We start from the raw sequence: 14,472 nt of genomic DNA on the forward strand, positions 1-14,472 counted from the left end.
CTGCGGTTAAACCCCCGGCGAGAAGCGGCGCCGGGCCCGTCCTGCCGGAGCCTCACCGCGCGTCCTGGAGGCGCGCCCAGGTGCGGCCGAGGTCGAGCCGGCGGCTCTCGTCCCAGGCCGCCCGCTGCGCCCGGCGCGATTCGTCGATGCGCGACAGGTCGATCATGTCGCCGAGCGCCCGCTCCATCTCGGGCGGGTTGTAGCGCACCAGCCCGGCGGCGGGATGGAAGGTGATCTCGCTGAACCAGGGCCGGCCGCTGGTGTCGAGCAGGAAGTCGACGCGGCAGAACAGGAACGGCTCGGAGAGCCGCGCCGCCGCGGCGAGCATCCGCTCCAGCGCGCGCGGCCGCGGCAGGTCGTGCTCGATCTCCGGCGAGCGGCCGTGGAAGCTCATCCGCCGCCAGTCGGGGTCGAGGTTGGCGTGGCGCCGCTCGGAGAAGCGGCCGACGATCGCCTGCACGAAGCGCGGCTCGCCGTGGAAGCAGTTGATCTTGATCTCGAGGACGTCCTGGCCCCTCTCGCCCTCGAGGAAGCGCTCGACGAGGATGCCGGGGCGGATGTCCTTGTACTGGCGCTCGCGGAACTCGTAGTACTTGTTGGTCTTGGCGCGCTTGCGGATCTTGGCGCGCATGTCCTCCCAGTCGAAGCTCTCGCGGTCGCGGCAGATGAAGACGCCGCCCTGGTCGTGGTTGGTCTTCACCACGAAGCGGTCCTGGCGGATCGCCTGCGCGGTGACCTCGGACGGGTCGTAGGTGACGAGGAGCGTCGGCACCAGGAACTCGCTGCCGGCGCGCGCGGCCACGTAGTCGCGCACGAGGATCTTGTCGGCGCAGAGCGTGTGCAGGCGCGAGCGGTCGTGCAGCTTCAGCCACAGCACCTTCTCGGAGAGGTCGCGGGGGCTGAGCAGGTCGGGATAGAACCCGTTGCGCTGCCGGTACTGCCGGCGCGCCATCAGGTAGTCGGGATAGAGGTAGCGCTTCAGGCGCTCCTTCAGCGAGCGCGCCAACGTGGAGCGCGCCAGTCCGGACTCCTTGGCGGGGGCGGCTCGGTTATTGCTCAATGTCGTCACGAAGGGCGTGGTCACGGTGGGCGTATGCGGCTGGGCGCGCGGCGGTCGCGGGCGTCTGGCGGACAGGATAGATCGGGGCTGCGGACATGGGTGCAGTCCTGAACGAGTTTGGTTAAGCTGACCTTCCATGCGGGGAGCGACATTGGCAAGTAGCCACGACCCGCGGACCGGGCCGCGCCGGCCCGCCGCCGGGAAGTCGCGCTGCCCCGCTCCCCCTGCCAGCCCTACGTAGCGTCCCGCGCGCCTCCGGCAATCGCCCGCCGCGCCCGCGGCTTTCCTTGCGCGGAAACCCGCCCGCGCGTCAGGGCGGCGGCGCCACCGACTGCCGCTCGACCAGGGTGCATTCGACCTTGATCTGCGGCTGCGCGCCGCCGCGCCGCAGCCCCTCGGCCAGCACCTCCACCGCCTGCCGCCCCATCTCGTAATGCGGCAGCGTCACCGTGGTCAGCGGCGGCCGCATGAACTGCGCGATCTCGCGGTCGTCGTAGCCGACCACCGACACGTCCTGCGGGATGCGCAGCCCGAGCTCCTTCAGCGCGTCGTAGGCGCCCACCGCCATCATGTCGTTGGCGACGAAGATCGCCGTCGGCGGGTCCGCCAGCGCCATCAGGTCGCGGGTGTGCTGGTATCCCGTCGGCGGCTCCCAGTTGCCCGGGCGCACCAGCTCCGGGTCGAAGCCGATCCCGTGCTCGGCGAGCGCCCGCCGGTAGCCCTTGAGCCGGTCGCGCGAGGCGTCGGTCCAGGACTGCCCGGCGATATGGGCGATGCGCCGGTGTCCGGCCCGCACCAGCGCCATCGTCGCGGCATGGCCGCCGAGAAACTCCGCCGGCGTCACCGAGGGCAGGCTGTGGTCGGGCAGGAGGCAGTTCAGCAGCACCGTCGGCGCCTCGAGCAGCCGCGCCGAGGGCAGCCGGACGCGCCGGGTCAGGATCGTGGCGTAGACGAGCCCGGCCAGCGGCTCGCGCATCAGGTCGTCGAGCAGCCGCGCCTCCAGCCCGGCGTCGCTGTGGCTCACCCCGGCGACGACCGTCATCCCCGCCTCCCAGGCCTTCTCGCGCACCGCGTCGAGCTGCAGCGCGCACCAGGGATCGGTCGAGATCTCGTCGGCGATGAACCCGATCCGCCGCGCCCCGGCATGGCCCGCCGGCGGGACCGGCCCGCGCGGCAGCGCATAGCCGAGCTCCCGCGCCGCCTCGCGCACCCGGCTGCGCGTCGTCGCGCCGATCCGCGAGCCGCGGGTGTTGTTGAGCACGAGCGAGACCGTGGTCTGCGACACGCCCGCGCGCGCCGCGACGTCGATCATCGTGGGGGCGCGCGCGCCCTCCTCGCCCGGCTCCAAGGCGGTCCTCCCGGCGGCCGGGCAGCCCCGGCACTAAAATTAGCAGACATTATCAGCATTAACATCATGATCCGTCAACATAAACAAATGCGTTGGATTCGCCCGTTGCTCATATTAGCATGAGTCCCGACGCGCCCCCTCGAAGGGCGCGCGCGGCAGCCCGCGCCGAACGTCGAGACGGGCAGGAAGCATAAGGGGAGGAATGATGAAGCGCATAATCGCAAGCGCCCTCGCGGCGTCGGTCGCGCTCTGCGCCCTGGCGGCGAACGCCCAGGACAAGACCCAGATGGCCTTCGTGGTCAACGGCGCCTCCGACTTCTGGAAGCTCGCCGAGGCGGGGGTCAAGAAGGCGCAGGGCGAGCTCGGCGACGCCTACGACCTGCAGTTCCGCTATCCCGCCCAGGCCACCGCGGCGCTGCAGAACGCGCTGATGGACGACCTCGTCGCCGCCGGCGCCGACGCGATCATGATCTCGTCCGTGGACCCGAAGACCTCCACCGACGCCTTCAACCGGATCGCCGCGCAGATCCCGCTCTTCACCACCGACTCGGACGCGCCGCAGTCGAACCGCATCGCCTATATCGGCTCGTCGAACACCGACGCCGGCGTGCAGGCGGGCGAGATCGCGCTGAAGGCGCTGCCGGACGGGGCGAAGTGCATGGGCTTCGTCGGCCTCCCCGGCGCCGACAACGCCCGCGAGCGCATCGAGGGCTTCCGCAAGGCGGTCGAGGGCTCCAAGGTCGAGCTGGTCGACGTCCGCGGCGACGACATCGACTTCGCCCGCGCCCGCTCCAACGTCGACGACGTGCTGGCGGCGAGCCCCGAGATCACCTGCATGGTGGGCTTCTATTCCTACAACCCGCCGAAGATCTACGAGGCGCTCCAGGCCGCCGGCAAGGTCGGGCAGATCACCGTCATCGCCTTCGACGAGGACCCGATCACGCTGGGCGCCGTCCGCTCGGGCGAGTTCGCCGGCACCGTGGTGCAGCAGCCCTTCGAGTGGGGCTACCAGGGCATGAAGCTGATGGCGCAGTACCTCGGCGGCGACAAGTCCTTCGTCCCGGCCGACGGCCTGATCATCGTGCCGACCAAGGTGATCGACAAGGAGAACGTCGACGCGTTCGAGGCCGACCTGAAGGCCAAGATCGCCTCGGCGAGCTGAGCCGGAGAGCCCGCGACGCCGGCCGCCGCGCCCCTCCCCGGGGGCGCGGCGCGCGCGCGGGCGCAGCCATGGCGGAGCCCTTCCTCGAGCTGATCGACATCGGCAAGACCTATCCCGGCGTCGTCGCCCTCGACGGCGTCAGCCTCGAGGTCGCGCCGGGCGAGGTGATCGGCCTCGTCGGCGAGAACGGCGCCGGCAAGTCGACGCTGATGAAGGTCCTCGGCGGCGTGACCGAGCCGACCTCGGGGCGCATCCGCGTCGACGGCGCCGAGCGCGCCGCCATGACAGTCGCCGATGCGATCGCCGCCGGCATCGCCTTCGTCCACCAGGAGCTCAACCTCTTCGACAACCTCGACGCGGCCGCCAACGTCATGATCGGCCGCGAGCCGCTGACCGGCGGGCCGCTCCGCCTCGTCGACCGCCGCGCGCTCCGCGCCGCCGTCGCGCCGCTCTTCGCCCGGCTCGGCGTCGACTTCTCGCCCGACGCGCCGGTGGCCGGCCTCTCGCTCGCCCAGCGCCAGCTCATCGAGATCGCCAAGGCGCTGTCGCTCGCCAGCCGCCTCGTCATCATGGACGAGCCCACCTCCAGCCTCACCCTCTCCGAGACCGCGCGCCTCCTCAAGGTGATCGCCGAGCTGAAGGCCGACGGCGTCAGCGTCATCTTCATCTCGCACCGGCTCGACGAGGTGACCGCCTGCGCCGACCGCGTCGTCGTGCTGCGCGACGGGCGGATGGTCGGGCGGCTGCCCCGGGCCGAGATCTCGCCCGCAGCGATGATCCGGCTGATGATCGGCCGCGACCTCAAGTCGATCTACAGGCCCCCGGCCGCGCCCCCCGGCGGGCCGCTCCTCGAGATCGCCGGCGCCCGCACCGCGGCGCGGCCCGAGCGCACCGTCGACCTCACGCTCCGCCAGGGCGAGATCCTCGGGCTCGCCGGGCTGATCGGCGCCGGCCGGACCGAGCTCGCCCGGGGCATCTTCGGCGTCGAGCGGCTCCTCGCCGGCACGATCCGCCTCGGCGGCCGCACCCTCGCCATCGCCTGCCCGCGCGACGCGATCGGCGAGGGCATCTACCTCGTCCCCGAGGACCGCAAGGCGAGCGGCGTGCTGCTCGACCTGCCGATCGCCGCCAACGTCTCGCTGCCGCAGCTGCCGGCCCTCGCCCGCGGCGGGCTCGTCAGCCGCGAGGCCGAGACCCGCCTCGCCGAGGGCGAGCGCCGCCGCCTCGGCATCCGCGCGCCCGACGTCGCCACCGGGGTCGGCGCGCTCTCCGGCGGCAACCAGCAGAAGGTCGTGCTGGCGAAGTGGCTCGCCATGCGGCCGCGCGCCATCGTCTTCGACGAGCCGACGCGCGGCATCGACGTCGGCGCCAAGCGCGAGATCTACGACATCCTGCGCGGCCTCGCCGATTCCGGCGTGGCCATCCTGATGATCTCCTCCGACATGGAGGAGGTGATCGGGGTGAGCGACCGCATCGCGGTCATGCACGAGGGCGCGATCAGCGGGGTGCTGGAGCGGGCCGAGTTCTCGGAGCAGCGCGTGCTCCAGCTCGCGGTGGGGCACGGATAAGGGAAGGCGATGCAGAAGAAGGACTTCGGGCTCCTGGTGCTGATCCTCGTAGTCGGCGCGATCGTGGCCTTCATCAACCCGCGCTTCCTGTCGCCGATCAACCTCGGCAACACCGCGAACCTCGTCGGGCTGTTCGGGCTCTTCGCCATCGGGCAGGGCTTCGTCATCATCACCGGCGGCATCGAGCTCTCGGTCGGCTCGGTGATCGCGCTCCTCGGCGTGCTCTTCGTCTCGCTGGTGGCGAACGGCATGGCCTGGCCGCTCGCCGCGCTCATGATGCTCGCCCTCGGCGTGCTGATCGGCCTCGCGCACGGGCTGCTCATCACCCGGCTCGGGATGCAGCCCTTCATCGTGACGCTCTGCGGCCTGCTGATCTACCGCGGCGCCGCGCGCTTCTACACCGCCGACGCCACCGCCGGCTTCCAGTTCGGCCAGAGCTTCCCCTGGCTCGACTGGCTGACGATCGGACGCAGCTTCGGCGTGCCGCATTCCTTCGTCGCCATGCTGGTCGTCGCGGCGGTGATGTGGGTGGTGCTGCACCGCTCGGTGTTCGGCCGCTACCTCTACGCCGTCGGCAAGAACGAGGAGGCGGCCCGCTACGCCGGCGTGCCGACGGGGCGGGTGATCGTCGCGGCCTACGTGATCTGCGCGGTGCTGACCGCGATCGCGGCGATCTTCTTCGCCATGTACACCCGCTCGATCTCGCCGGCCTCGCACGGCAGCTTCTACGAGCTCTACGCGATCGCCGCGGCGGTGCTCGGCGGCTTCAGCTTGCGCGGCGGCGAGGGCTCGATCATCGGCGTCGTCCTCGGCGCGGTGCTGCTCCAGGTGCTGCAGAACCTCGTGAACCTGCTCGGTATCCCGTCGTCGCTCAACTTCGCGGTGATGGGCTCGGTGATCCTGATCGGCGTCATCGCCGACGACCAGATCGACCGCTACCGCCAGCGCCGCGCCGCCGCCCCCGCGCCCCAGCCCCAGCCGACCCGCGCGGAGGCCGGCTGATCCCTGCCCCGGCGGGCTCATATCAGAAGCCCGTGAACAGGAAGTCGATCGCCTTCGTGATGCGATACGCATCACCGGCCAGCGTGGCGACGGGGGCGCCGGAAAAGAAGCTGCGGGGGATTGCGGCCATCTCGCCGACGCGGAGCGCGCAGGCGACGCCGTCGACGACGCAGATCGGCTCGAGATGGGAAAGAGGCGTCGGACCCTGGTCGGTTGGCGTCAGGGGCGCCGCCATGCGCGTGGGAAGCGCGGCGAGCGACGACGCCTGCATGTCGACGACGAGCCGGCCGTCGGCAAGACGGTAGACGTCGTACTGCGCCACGCGAAGCCTCAGGGCTTCCAGATCTGGAGGTCGGCGAGGGGCAGTCCGTGACGCTCGATCCAGTCGGCGCGCTCGGCGATGGCTGCGGCGTTCTCCGTCTCCCATCGCCGCGCCGTCTCGGTCCGGACCGCCGCCGCCAGCGCCTGCTCCGAGATCAGGGAGACGTTGAGGTCATAGGCCCGGGCGCTGTCGAGGATCTCCTGGTCCACGGTGATATTGGTCCGGGACTTGCGCCGGGGATTTGGCATCGAAAGACTCCTCCAGCGGCACACGAAAGATGTGTATCAGAGGTGTGGCATCCCGGCAAGTTCCGTTCCCGGCTTGCCATCGACCCGTCCGAGGAACGGGATGCCTCGTGCGAGAGCGGAGGCCTGCGCTTGCCGGCCTCCGTCGGCTCGTTCGGGCTTGAGTTGCCCTGCGAAGAAATCCACAGGATTCTGTGGATAAGCACCCTGCACAACACCTGTCTGCTCGGCTGGATCCACGGGGGCGCGCGCCGGCCGGCCGACCGAAGCGGGCTTGCCCGCGAGGCCCGGCGCGACAGGCGAAAGCATTGCTTTCGCCGCGCCGACGGCTGGAGCGCGGTTGCGCGCGGAAGCCGTGAGGGGCGCAGATTTCTGCGGAAGCGCGCAATCCGTCCGTGAGCGCCCCGGCGAGCGCGGAATCGCGCTCGCCCCCCGGAGGGGCGATCGCGGACGGATTTGCCGCGGGTCAAATCCGTCTGGCGTCACCGTCGCGACCTGCTTCCGGCCGGGGCTTCCGTTCCACGGTCGCGTAAGGTGGAATTGCCCTGCGAAAACATCCACAGGATCCCGTGGATAAGCTGTGGATTATCTTTATTTCTGCTTCATATCAGCCACTTGACCTATGCCCCACTGTGAGACGCTCACCCGATCTCGGCGCTGGCCTCGATCTCGACCAGCGCCTCGTCCTCGATCAGCCCGGCGACGACGACCATGGTCATCACCGGGAAGTTGCGCCCCATCACCCGGCGATAGGCCTCGCCGACCTCGCGCTGGGCGGCGAGGTAGGCCTTCTTGTCGGTGACGTACCAGGTCAGCCGGGTGATGTGCTCCGGGCCGCCGCCGGCGGCGCGGACGATGGCGACGATGTTCGCCAGCGCCTGCTCCATCTGGCCGATGAAGTCCTTCGCGACGAACACCTGATCGGCGTTCCAGCCGATCTGGCCGCCGACATAGAGCCGCCCGTCCTTGAGCATCCCGTTGGAATAGCCCTTGGGCTTCGCCCATCCCTCGGGCTGGATCGTCTGGATCATCGGGGGTCTCCTTCCATTTCTGTCTCGATGCGGGCCCGCAGCGCCTCCGGCCAGGGCCGCGGGCGTCCGTCCGCCTTGGCGTACCAGACCAGCGTCGTGGTGAAGCGCACCCGCGCCTCGCCGCCGCAGGCCGCCTCGACGGCGAGCGTCACGCTCGACCCGCCGAGCCGCACCGGCGTCAGCGTGAAGTCGAGCCGCTCGCCGAGCCGGCTCGGCTTCAGGAACCGCGTCTCGTGCGCGACCGTCGGCACGCCCATCCCCATCGGCCCGTGGATCTCGGCGAAGCCCGTGCCGAGCCGCGTCTCGAACCAGTCCTCGATCGTGGCGTTCAGCATCTCGTAGTAGCGCGGATAGAACACGATCTCCGCGGGGTCGCAGTGCTGGAACCGCACGAGGTGGGTCACGGTGAAGGCCATCGCGTCACACCCCCAGATAGCGGTCGGCGAGCTCGGGCGTCAGCCCCTCCGGCGCCCCGCTCCACACGGTGCGCCCCCGCTCGATCAGGAAGCACCGGTCGGCGACCTGGCGCAGCTCCTTCAGGGTCTTGTCGATGACGAGGATGGCGAGCTGCCCCTTCAGCGCATGGATCGCCGCCCAGATCTCCTGCCGCACCACCGGCGCCAGCCCCTCCGTCGCCTCGTCGAGCACGAGGAGCCGCGGGTTGGTCATCAGCGCCCGCCCGATCGCCAGCATCTGCTGCTCGCCCCCCGAAAGCGTGCTCGATGTCTGCCCCCGCCGCTCCGCGAGCCGCGGGAACAGCTTCTCCACCCGCGCTTGCGTCCACCCGCCGGGGCGGGCGGCGGCGGTCAGGTTCTCCTCCACCGTCAGCGGCGCGAAGCACCGCCGCCCCTCCGGCACCAGCCCGATCCCGAGCCGCGCCACCCGGTGGATCGCCATCCCCCGCGTCGGCTGCCCGGCGAAGGTGATCGCCCCCTCGCGCGGGCGGAGGAGCGCCGAGATGGTGCGCACGGTCGTGGTCTTGCCCATGCCGTTCCGCCCCATCAGCGCCACCACCTCGCCCTCGCCGATGTCGAGGTCGACGCCGAAGAGCGCCTGGCTGGCGCCGTAGAAGGCGGTCACGCCGTCGAGCTTCAGGAGCGTCGTCATGCCGCTTCGTCCCCCAGATAGGCGGTCCGCACCTCCGGGTTGGCCCGGATCTCCGCCACGGTCCCGGTGGCGATCACCTGCCCGTAGACGAGGACCGAGATCCGGTCGGCGAGCGCGAACACCGCCTCCATGTCGTGCTCGACGAGCAGGATCGGCGCGGTGCGGCGCAGCTCGGAGAGGAAGGCCGTCATCCGCTTCGAGCCGTCCGGCGAGAGCCCCGCCATCGGCTCGTCCATCAGGAACACCTTCGGCCGCATCGCGAGCGCGATGGCGAACTCGAGCTGCCGCCGCTCGCCATGGCTGAGATCCGCCGCCCGCAGCGTCGCCCGCTCGCCGAGGCCCGCGTCGTGCAGGAAGGCCATCGCCGCGGCGGTGAGGTCGAGATCGCGGCCGACCGGGCGGAAGAACCGGAACACCCGCCCCTCCCGCGCCTCGACCGCGAGCATGACGTTCTTCAGCGCGGAGAGCTCCGGCGCCACCTGGCTGACCTGGAAGGTGCGCGCGAGCCCGACGCGGGCGCGGTCGGCGGCGTCGAGATGGTCGATCCCCTGGCCCTCGAAGGCGATGGTCCCCGCGTCCTGCCGGATCTCGCCGGTGATCTGCTTGATCAGCGTCGACTTCCCGGCGCCGTTCGGCCCGATCAGGGCGTGGATCTCGCCGGGGCGGAGGTCGAGGGTCACGTCGTTCGTCGCCTTGAGCGCCCCGAACGACTTCGAGAGCCCCGTGATCCTCAGGATCGGGCTAGGCATGGGCGTTCCTCCCGGTGACGAGGCCGATCACGCCGCCGCGGGCGAAGAGGACGACGAGGAGCAGGATGATCCCGAGCGGCAGCTGCCAGTACTCGGTCAGGCCGCCGAGCCACTGCTCGAGCAGCACGTAGACGCAGGCGCCGATCAGCGGCCCGCACGGCCGCCCGACGCCGCCGAGGATGACGAAGACGATCAGCTCGCCCGAAAGGTGCCAGGAGAGCATCGTCGGCGAGACGAACCGGTTGAGGTCCGCGTAGAGCGCCCCCGCGAGCGCCACCGCCATGGCCGAGAGCACGAAGGCGGTCAGCCGCACCTTGAACGGCCGCACCCCCATCGAGGTCAGCCGCAGCGGGTTCTGCCGCGCCATGGCGAGCGCGAGGCCGAAGCGCGAGCGCGTCGCCACGAGGACGAGGCCGAGGACGAGGAGGAGGAGCGCGAAGGCGATCAGGAAGAAGGTGAGCGGGTCCATGGTGTTCAGGGTCCCGAGGCTGTTCCTGACGTAGATCGACAGCCCGTCCTCGCCGCCATAGGCCGGCCAGGAGATGGCGAAGTAGTAGATCATCTGCGCGAAGGCGAGCGTGATCATGATGAAGTGGACGCCGCCGGTGCGCAAGCTCAGCGCCCCGATCGGCAGCGCGACGAGGCCCGCGGCGATGACGGCCGTGAGCCAGATCACCGGCATCGAGGTGGTGCCGGGCAGCTCCAGCGGCCAGGTCATCAGCGGCTCGTAGTTCTGCGCCGCCGAGGCGAGGATGCCGGCCGCGTAGCCGCCGATCCCGAAGAAGGCGGCGTGGCCGAAGGAGACGAGCCCGCCGTAGCCGAGCGCGAGGTTGAGGCCGACGCCCGCCATGCCGAGGATGGCGGCCCGGGTGGCGAGCTGCACGACGAAGGGCTGGCCGGAGGCCCAGGCCCCGAGGGCGACGGCGAGGAGGCCGGCGAGGATGGCGACGTTGAGGAGGGTTTCGCGCGACATCAGTGGGCTCCCATGAGGCCGGTCGGGCGCCAGACGAGGATGACGGCCATCAGGATGTAGATCGACATCGAGGCGAGGGCCGAGCCGATCGACATGGCCGAGGCCTGGTCCATGAAGCCGCCGAGGACGATCGGCAGCAGGAAGCGGCCGAGCGTGTCGGTGACGCCGACGAGGATGGCGCCGACGAGCGCGCCCTTGATCGAGCCGATGCCGCCGATGACGACGACGACGAAGGCCATGATCAGCACCGGCTCGCCCATGCCGACCTGGACGGACTGGATCGGGCCGATCAGCGCGCCGGCGAGGCCGGCCAGCGCGGCGCCGAGGGCGAAGACGACGGTGTAGAGCCTGGCGATGTCGATGCCGAGGGCGGCGATCATCTCGCGGTCGGCCTCGCCGGCGCGGATCTGCACGCCGAGGCGGGTGCGGTTGATCAGGAGATAGAGCCCGACGGCGACGGCCACGCCCACCACGATGATCGCGAGGCGGTAGAGCGGATAGGAGAGGGGCCCGAGATGGACGGCGCCGGCGAGGGCGGCGGGCACGTCCAGATAGAGCGGGAAGGAGCCGAAGACCCAGCGCACCCCCTCGGAGAAGATCAGGATGAGGGCGTAGGTCGCCAGCACCTGGTCGAGGTGGTCGCGGCGGTAGAGGCGGCGCAGGACCGCCATCTCGACGACGGCGCCGGCCAGCGCCGCGCCGGCGAGGGCGGCGAGCAGCGCGAGGAGGAAGTTGCCGGTCGCCGCGGCGGTCGCGGCGGCGGCGAAGGCCCCGACCATGTAGAGCGAGCCGTGGGCGAGGTTGATGAGGCCCATGACGCCGAAGACCAGCGTCAGGCCCGCGGCCATCAGGAAGAGCATCGTGCCGAACTGGAGGCCGTTCAGCACCTGCTCGAGGAAGAGCGTGAAGGTCATGCCGAGGCCCCCCGGGCCGGACCCGTGCGGCCGCCCCACAGTGGGGCAGGGGGCAACGGGCTGGTCTTGCTTGCTTTTTCAGACATGGCGTTTTGCGCGCCCCCTCGGGCGCCGGGCTTGCGGCCGGCGCGGCGGTCCCGGAACGGGCGGGGGCGGCGACGCCGCCCCCGCGGGTCGGATCACTGCATCGGGCACTCGCCCGCGTAGGCGTCGACGTGGTTCTCGAAGGCGGTGCCGACGATCTTGTTCGTCACCACCCCGTCGTCGCGCTTCACCACCTCGCGGGCGTAGAAGTTCTGGATCGGGTGCTGGTTGTTGCCGAACTTGAAGGCCCCGCGCACCGAGGGGAAGTCCGCCGCCTTGAGCGCCGCGTGGTAGGCGTCGTGGTCGGCGATGTCGGCCTTGGCCTGGGCCGAGAGGATGAGCTGCGCGGTGTCGTAGCCCTGCGAGGCGTAGACCGAGGGCAGCCGGCCGTACTCGGCGGTGAAGGCCTCGACGAAGGCCTTGTTGGCGGCGTTGTCGAGGTCGGGCGACCACTGGGCGGTGTTGATCGCGCCGAGCGCCGCCTCGCCGACGGCGCCGAGCACGTCCTGGTCGAAGGAGAAGCCCGGGCCCATCATCGGCAGGCCGGTGTCGGAGCCGGTGAACTGCTTGATGAAGCTGATGCCCATGCCGCCGGGCAGGAAGAAGAACACGCTGTCGGCGCCGCTCGCCTTGATCTGGGCGATCTCGGCGGCGAAGTCGGTCTGGCCGAGCTTGGTGTAGAGCTCGCCGGCGAGCTCGCCCTTGTAGAAGCGCTTGAAGCCGTTGAGGCTGTCCTTGCCGGCCGGGTAGTTGGGCGCGAGGATGAAGATCTTCTTGTAGCCGAGCGTGTTGGCGTACTCGCCCGCCGCCTCGTGCTGGTTGTCGTTCTGGTAGGCGACGTTGAAGTAGTTCGGGTCGCAGCCCTTGCCGGCGAGCTGCGACGGGCCGGCGTTGGGCGAGAGGTAGAACTTGCCCTGCTTCACCGCGGCGGGCACGACGGCCAGCGCGATGTTGGAGAAGATGATGCCGGTCAGGATGTCGACGTTGTCGGACTGGATCATCTTGTCGGCGAGCTGGACGCCGACCTCGGGCTTCTGCTGGTCGTCCTCGGCGATGACGGTGACCTCGGCGCCGGCGTCGCCGGCCTGCTTCAGCGCCAGCAGGAAGCCGTCGCGCACGTCGATGCCGAGCCCGGCGCCGCCGCCGGAGAGCGTGGTGATCATGCCGACCTTCACCGGCGCGGCCATGGCGGTCGAGGCCATCAGCAGCGCGGCGAGGCCGGCGGTCAGGGTGCGTCTCATTTGTTCAACCTCCTTGTGGTTTTCTTTTCAGGCGCGGGCCTTCGCCGCGCGGAGCGCGAAGCGCTGGATCTTGCCGGTGGCCGTCTTGGGCAGCTCCTCGACGAACACCACCGAGCGCGGATACTTGTAGGGCGCGATTATCGCCTTGACGTGGTCCTGCAGGCGCTTGACCGTGGCGGCGTCCTCCGCGACGCCCTGCACGAGCACGACATGGGCCTGCACGATCTGGCCGCGGTCCTCGTCGGCGACGCCGATCACCGCGCATTCGGAGACGTCGGGGTGCTTGAGCAGCGCCGCCTCCACCTCCGGCCCGGCGATGTTGTAGCCGGCCGAGACGATCATGTCGTCGTTGCGGGCGGCGAAGTGGAAATAGCCGTTCTCGTCCTGGATGAAGGCGTCGCCGGTGATGTTCCAGCCGTCGCGGACATAGGCCCGCTGGCGCTTGTCGGCGAGGTAGCGGCAGCCGGTCGGACCCTGGACGGCGAGCCGCCCGGTCGTGCCGCGGGGGACCTCGTTCATCGCCTCGTCGACGATCTTCGCGCGGTAGCCGGTGACCGGGCGGCCCGTGGTCGCCGGGAAGCTGTCGCCGAAGCGGTTGGTGATGAAGATGTGCAGCATCTCCGTCGCGCCGATGCCGTCGAGCATCGGCTTGCCGGTCTTGGCCAGCCATTCGTCGTAGACGGGGCCGGGCAGGGTCTCGCCGGCGGAGACCGCGCAGCGCAGGCTGGAGAGGTCGGCGCCCTCGTCCATCGCCTTGAGCATCACCCGGTAGGCGGTGGGCGCGGTGAAGCAGACCGTCGCCTTGTGGGTCTCGACGATCTCGATCATGTTCTGCGGCGAGGCGGTCTCCAGCAGCGTCGCCGTGGCGCCGAAGCGCAGCGGGAAGATCGCGAGGCCGCCGAGGCCGAAGGTGAAGGCCAGCGGCGGCGAGCCGATGAAGATGTCCTCCGGCGTGACGCCGAGGATCTCCTTCGCGTAGCCGTCGGCGATGATCAGGAGGTCGCGGTGGAAGTGCATCGTCGCCTTCGGCTCGCCGGTGGTGCCGGAGGTGAAGCCGAGGAGGGCGACGTCGTCGCGCCCGGTGCGGACCGCCTCGAACCGCACCGACTTGCGCAGCGCGGCGCGGTCGAGCTCGGCGTCGTGGTTCGCCGTCCCGTCGAAGCCGATCACCGTCCGGAGGAAGCGGCTGTCCTTGGCGCAGGTGGCCATCTCGTCCATCAGCCGGGTGTCGCAGAGGGCGTGGGTGATCTCGGCCTTGTCGACGATCTTCGAGAGCTCGCCGGCGCGCAGCATCGGCATCGTGTTGATGACGACGGCGCCCGCCTTGGTGGCGGCGAGCCAGGCGGCGACCATGGCCGGGTTGTTGGCGGAGCGGATCAGCACGCGGTTGCCCGGCTTCACGCCGTAGTCCTCGACGAGGGCGTGGGCGATGCGGTTCGTCCAGTCGGCCAGCTCCTTGTAGGTGCGCTGGCGGCCGTTGCCGATCAGCGCCACGTGGTCGCCGAAGCCCTGCTCCACCATGCGATCGGTCAGCTCGACGCCGGCGTTGAGATGGTCGGGATAGTCGAAGCCGGTCAGGTCGATGACCGGCCACTGGTCGGCGGGCGGCAGGTTGTCGCGGCTGAAGCTGTCGGTGTGGCCGGTCGGTCCGAGCTGCATGTTCATA

The 14,472-nt window shown here is 70.5% G+C and carries 15 protein-coding genes; 3 read left to right on the plus strand and 12 right to left on the minus strand.

The window, feature by feature from the left end; genetic code table 11:
• Positions 1 to 52 precede the first annotated feature (52 nt).
• Entirely contained in the window at positions 53 to 1,006 is a 954-nt protein-coding gene (locus KBB57_RS13485; RefSeq protein ID WP_290751088.1) for an ATP-grasp fold amidoligase family protein, read from the minus strand.
• 364 nt (positions 1,007 to 1,370) lie between these two features.
• Positions 1,371 to 2,408 carry a LacI family DNA-binding transcriptional regulator gene (locus KBB57_RS13490; RefSeq protein WP_290751090.1) on the minus strand — a complete coding sequence of 346 codons (1,038 nt, stop codon included), beginning with the start codon at positions 2,406 to 2,408 and terminating at the stop codon, positions 1,371 to 1,373.
• A 205-nt stretch (positions 2,409 to 2,613) separates the two neighbouring features.
• Between KBB57_RS13490 and KBB57_RS13495 the strand changes: the two genes are divergently transcribed.
• The 3 genes from KBB57_RS13495 (at position 2,614) to KBB57_RS13505 (ending at position 6,140) form a co-directional block, all read left to right on the plus strand.
• Positions 2,614 to 3,570, plus strand: a complete 957-nt coding sequence (locus KBB57_RS13495; protein ID WP_290751092.1) for a sugar-binding protein — start codon at positions 2,614 to 2,616, stop codon at positions 3,568 to 3,570.
• Positions 3,571 to 3,638: 68 nt separating this feature from the next.
• Positions 3,639 to 5,138: a sugar ABC transporter ATP-binding protein gene (locus tag KBB57_RS13500; RefSeq protein WP_290751094.1), complete on the plus strand. Its 1,500-nt coding sequence runs from the start codon at positions 3,639 to 3,641 to the stop codon at positions 5,136 to 5,138.
• Between the two features lie 9 nt (positions 5,139 to 5,147).
• Positions 5,148 to 6,140, plus strand: coding sequence for an ABC transporter permease (locus KBB57_RS13505; protein ID WP_290751096.1), 993 nt, complete (start codon positions 5,148 to 5,150; stop codon positions 6,138 to 6,140).
• Positions 6,141 to 6,162: 22 nt separating this feature from the next.
• Here KBB57_RS13505 and KBB57_RS13510 read toward each other — a convergent pair whose 3' ends face one another.
• From KBB57_RS13510 to KBB57_RS13555, 10 genes are all read right to left on the minus strand, one after another.
• Positions 6,163 to 6,462, minus strand: coding sequence for a CcdB family protein (locus KBB57_RS13510; protein ID WP_290751099.1), 300 nt, complete (start codon positions 6,460 to 6,462; stop codon positions 6,163 to 6,165).
• Positions 6,463 to 6,470: 8 nt separating this feature from the next.
• Complete coding sequence (locus tag KBB57_RS13515) at positions 6,471 to 6,710, minus strand: type II toxin-antitoxin system CcdA family antitoxin (protein ID WP_290751101.1); 240 nt, start codon at positions 6,708 to 6,710, stop codon at positions 6,471 to 6,473.
• Between the two features lie 638 nt (positions 6,711 to 7,348).
• Entirely contained in the window at positions 7,349 to 7,738 is a 390-nt protein-coding gene (locus KBB57_RS13520; RefSeq protein ID WP_290751103.1) for a RidA family protein, read from the minus strand.
• On the minus strand, positions 7,735 to 8,154 hold the full coding sequence (locus KBB57_RS13525) for a thioesterase family protein (protein WP_290751105.1): 420 nt from the start codon (positions 8,152 to 8,154) through the stop codon (positions 7,735 to 7,737). Before KBB57_RS13525 ends, KBB57_RS13520 begins: the two co-directional genes overlap by 4 nt.
• A 4-nt stretch (positions 8,155 to 8,158) precedes the next feature.
• Positions 8,159 to 8,845: an ABC transporter ATP-binding protein gene (locus KBB57_RS13530; RefSeq protein WP_290751107.1), complete on the minus strand. Its 687-nt coding sequence runs from the start codon at positions 8,843 to 8,845 to the stop codon at positions 8,159 to 8,161.
• A complete protein-coding gene (locus KBB57_RS13535; RefSeq protein WP_290751110.1) occupies positions 8,842 to 9,594 on the minus strand; it encodes an ABC transporter ATP-binding protein in 753 nt (250 codons plus the stop codon). Before KBB57_RS13535 ends, KBB57_RS13530 begins: the two co-directional genes overlap by 4 nt.
• A complete protein-coding gene (locus KBB57_RS13540) occupies positions 9,587 to 10,567 on the minus strand; it encodes a branched-chain amino acid ABC transporter permease (RefSeq protein WP_290751112.1) in 981 nt (326 codons plus the stop codon). Before KBB57_RS13540 ends, KBB57_RS13535 begins: the two co-directional genes overlap by 8 nt.
• Complete coding sequence (locus KBB57_RS13545; RefSeq protein ID WP_290751114.1) at positions 10,567 to 11,481, minus strand: branched-chain amino acid ABC transporter permease; 915 nt, start codon at positions 11,479 to 11,481, stop codon at positions 10,567 to 10,569. Before KBB57_RS13545 ends, KBB57_RS13540 begins: the two co-directional genes overlap by 1 nt.
• 179 nt (positions 11,482 to 11,660) lie before the next feature.
• A complete protein-coding gene (locus KBB57_RS13550; protein WP_290751116.1) occupies positions 11,661 to 12,806 on the minus strand; it encodes an ABC transporter substrate-binding protein in 1,146 nt (381 codons plus the stop codon).
• A gap of 27 nt (positions 12,807 to 12,833) precedes the next feature.
• On the minus strand, positions 12,834 to 14,465 hold the full coding sequence (locus tag KBB57_RS13555; protein WP_290751119.1) for an AMP-binding protein: 1,632 nt from the start codon (positions 14,463 to 14,465) through the stop codon (positions 12,834 to 12,836).
• Between the last annotated feature and the right edge of the window lie 7 nt (positions 14,466 to 14,472).

The organism is Amaricoccus sp., from assembly GCF_017993425.1.
Classification (GTDB): domain Bacteria; phylum Pseudomonadota; class Alphaproteobacteria; order Rhodobacterales; family Rhodobacteraceae; genus Amaricoccus.

Excerpts from the sequence above, each read along its gene's own strand:
- KBB57_RS13495 (WP_290751092.1), top strand. The coding sequence starts at position 2,614 with ATGAAGCGCATAATCGCAAGCGCCCTCGCGGCGTCGGTCGCGCTCTGC.
- KBB57_RS13500 (WP_290751094.1), top strand. The coding sequence starts at position 3,639 with ATGGCGGAGCCCTTCCTCGAGCTGATCGACATCGGCAAGACCTATCCC.
- KBB57_RS13505 (WP_290751096.1), top strand. The coding sequence starts at position 5,148 with ATGCAGAAGAAGGACTTCGGGCTCCTGGTGCTGATCCTCGTAGTCGGC.
- KBB57_RS13515 (WP_290751101.1), bottom strand. The coding sequence starts at position 6,710 with ATGCCAAATCCCCGGCGCAAGTCCCGGACCAATATCACCGTGGACCAG.
- KBB57_RS13520 (WP_290751103.1), bottom strand. The coding sequence starts at position 7,738 with ATGATCCAGACGATCCAGCCCGAGGGATGGGCGAAGCCCAAGGGCTAT.
- KBB57_RS13525 (WP_290751105.1), bottom strand. The coding sequence starts at position 8,154 with ATGGCCTTCACCGTGACCCACCTCGTGCGGTTCCAGCACTGCGACCCC.
- KBB57_RS13530 (WP_290751107.1), bottom strand. The coding sequence starts at position 8,845 with ATGACGACGCTCCTGAAGCTCGACGGCGTGACCGCCTTCTACGGCGCC.
- KBB57_RS13535 (WP_290751110.1), bottom strand. The coding sequence starts at position 9,594 with ATGCCTAGCCCGATCCTGAGGATCACGGGGCTCTCGAAGTCGTTCGGG.
- KBB57_RS13540 (WP_290751112.1), bottom strand. The coding sequence starts at position 10,567 with ATGTCGCGCGAAACCCTCCTCAACGTCGCCATCCTCGCCGGCCTCCTC.
- KBB57_RS13545 (WP_290751114.1), bottom strand. The coding sequence starts at position 11,481 with ATGACCTTCACGCTCTTCCTCGAGCAGGTGCTGAACGGCCTCCAGTTC.
- KBB57_RS13550 (WP_290751116.1), bottom strand. The coding sequence starts at position 12,806 with ATGAGACGCACCCTGACCGCCGGCCTCGCCGCGCTGCTGATGGCCTCG.
- KBB57_RS13555 (WP_290751119.1), bottom strand. The coding sequence starts at position 14,465 with ATGCAGCTCGGACCGACCGGCCACACCGACAGCTTCAGCCGCGACAAC.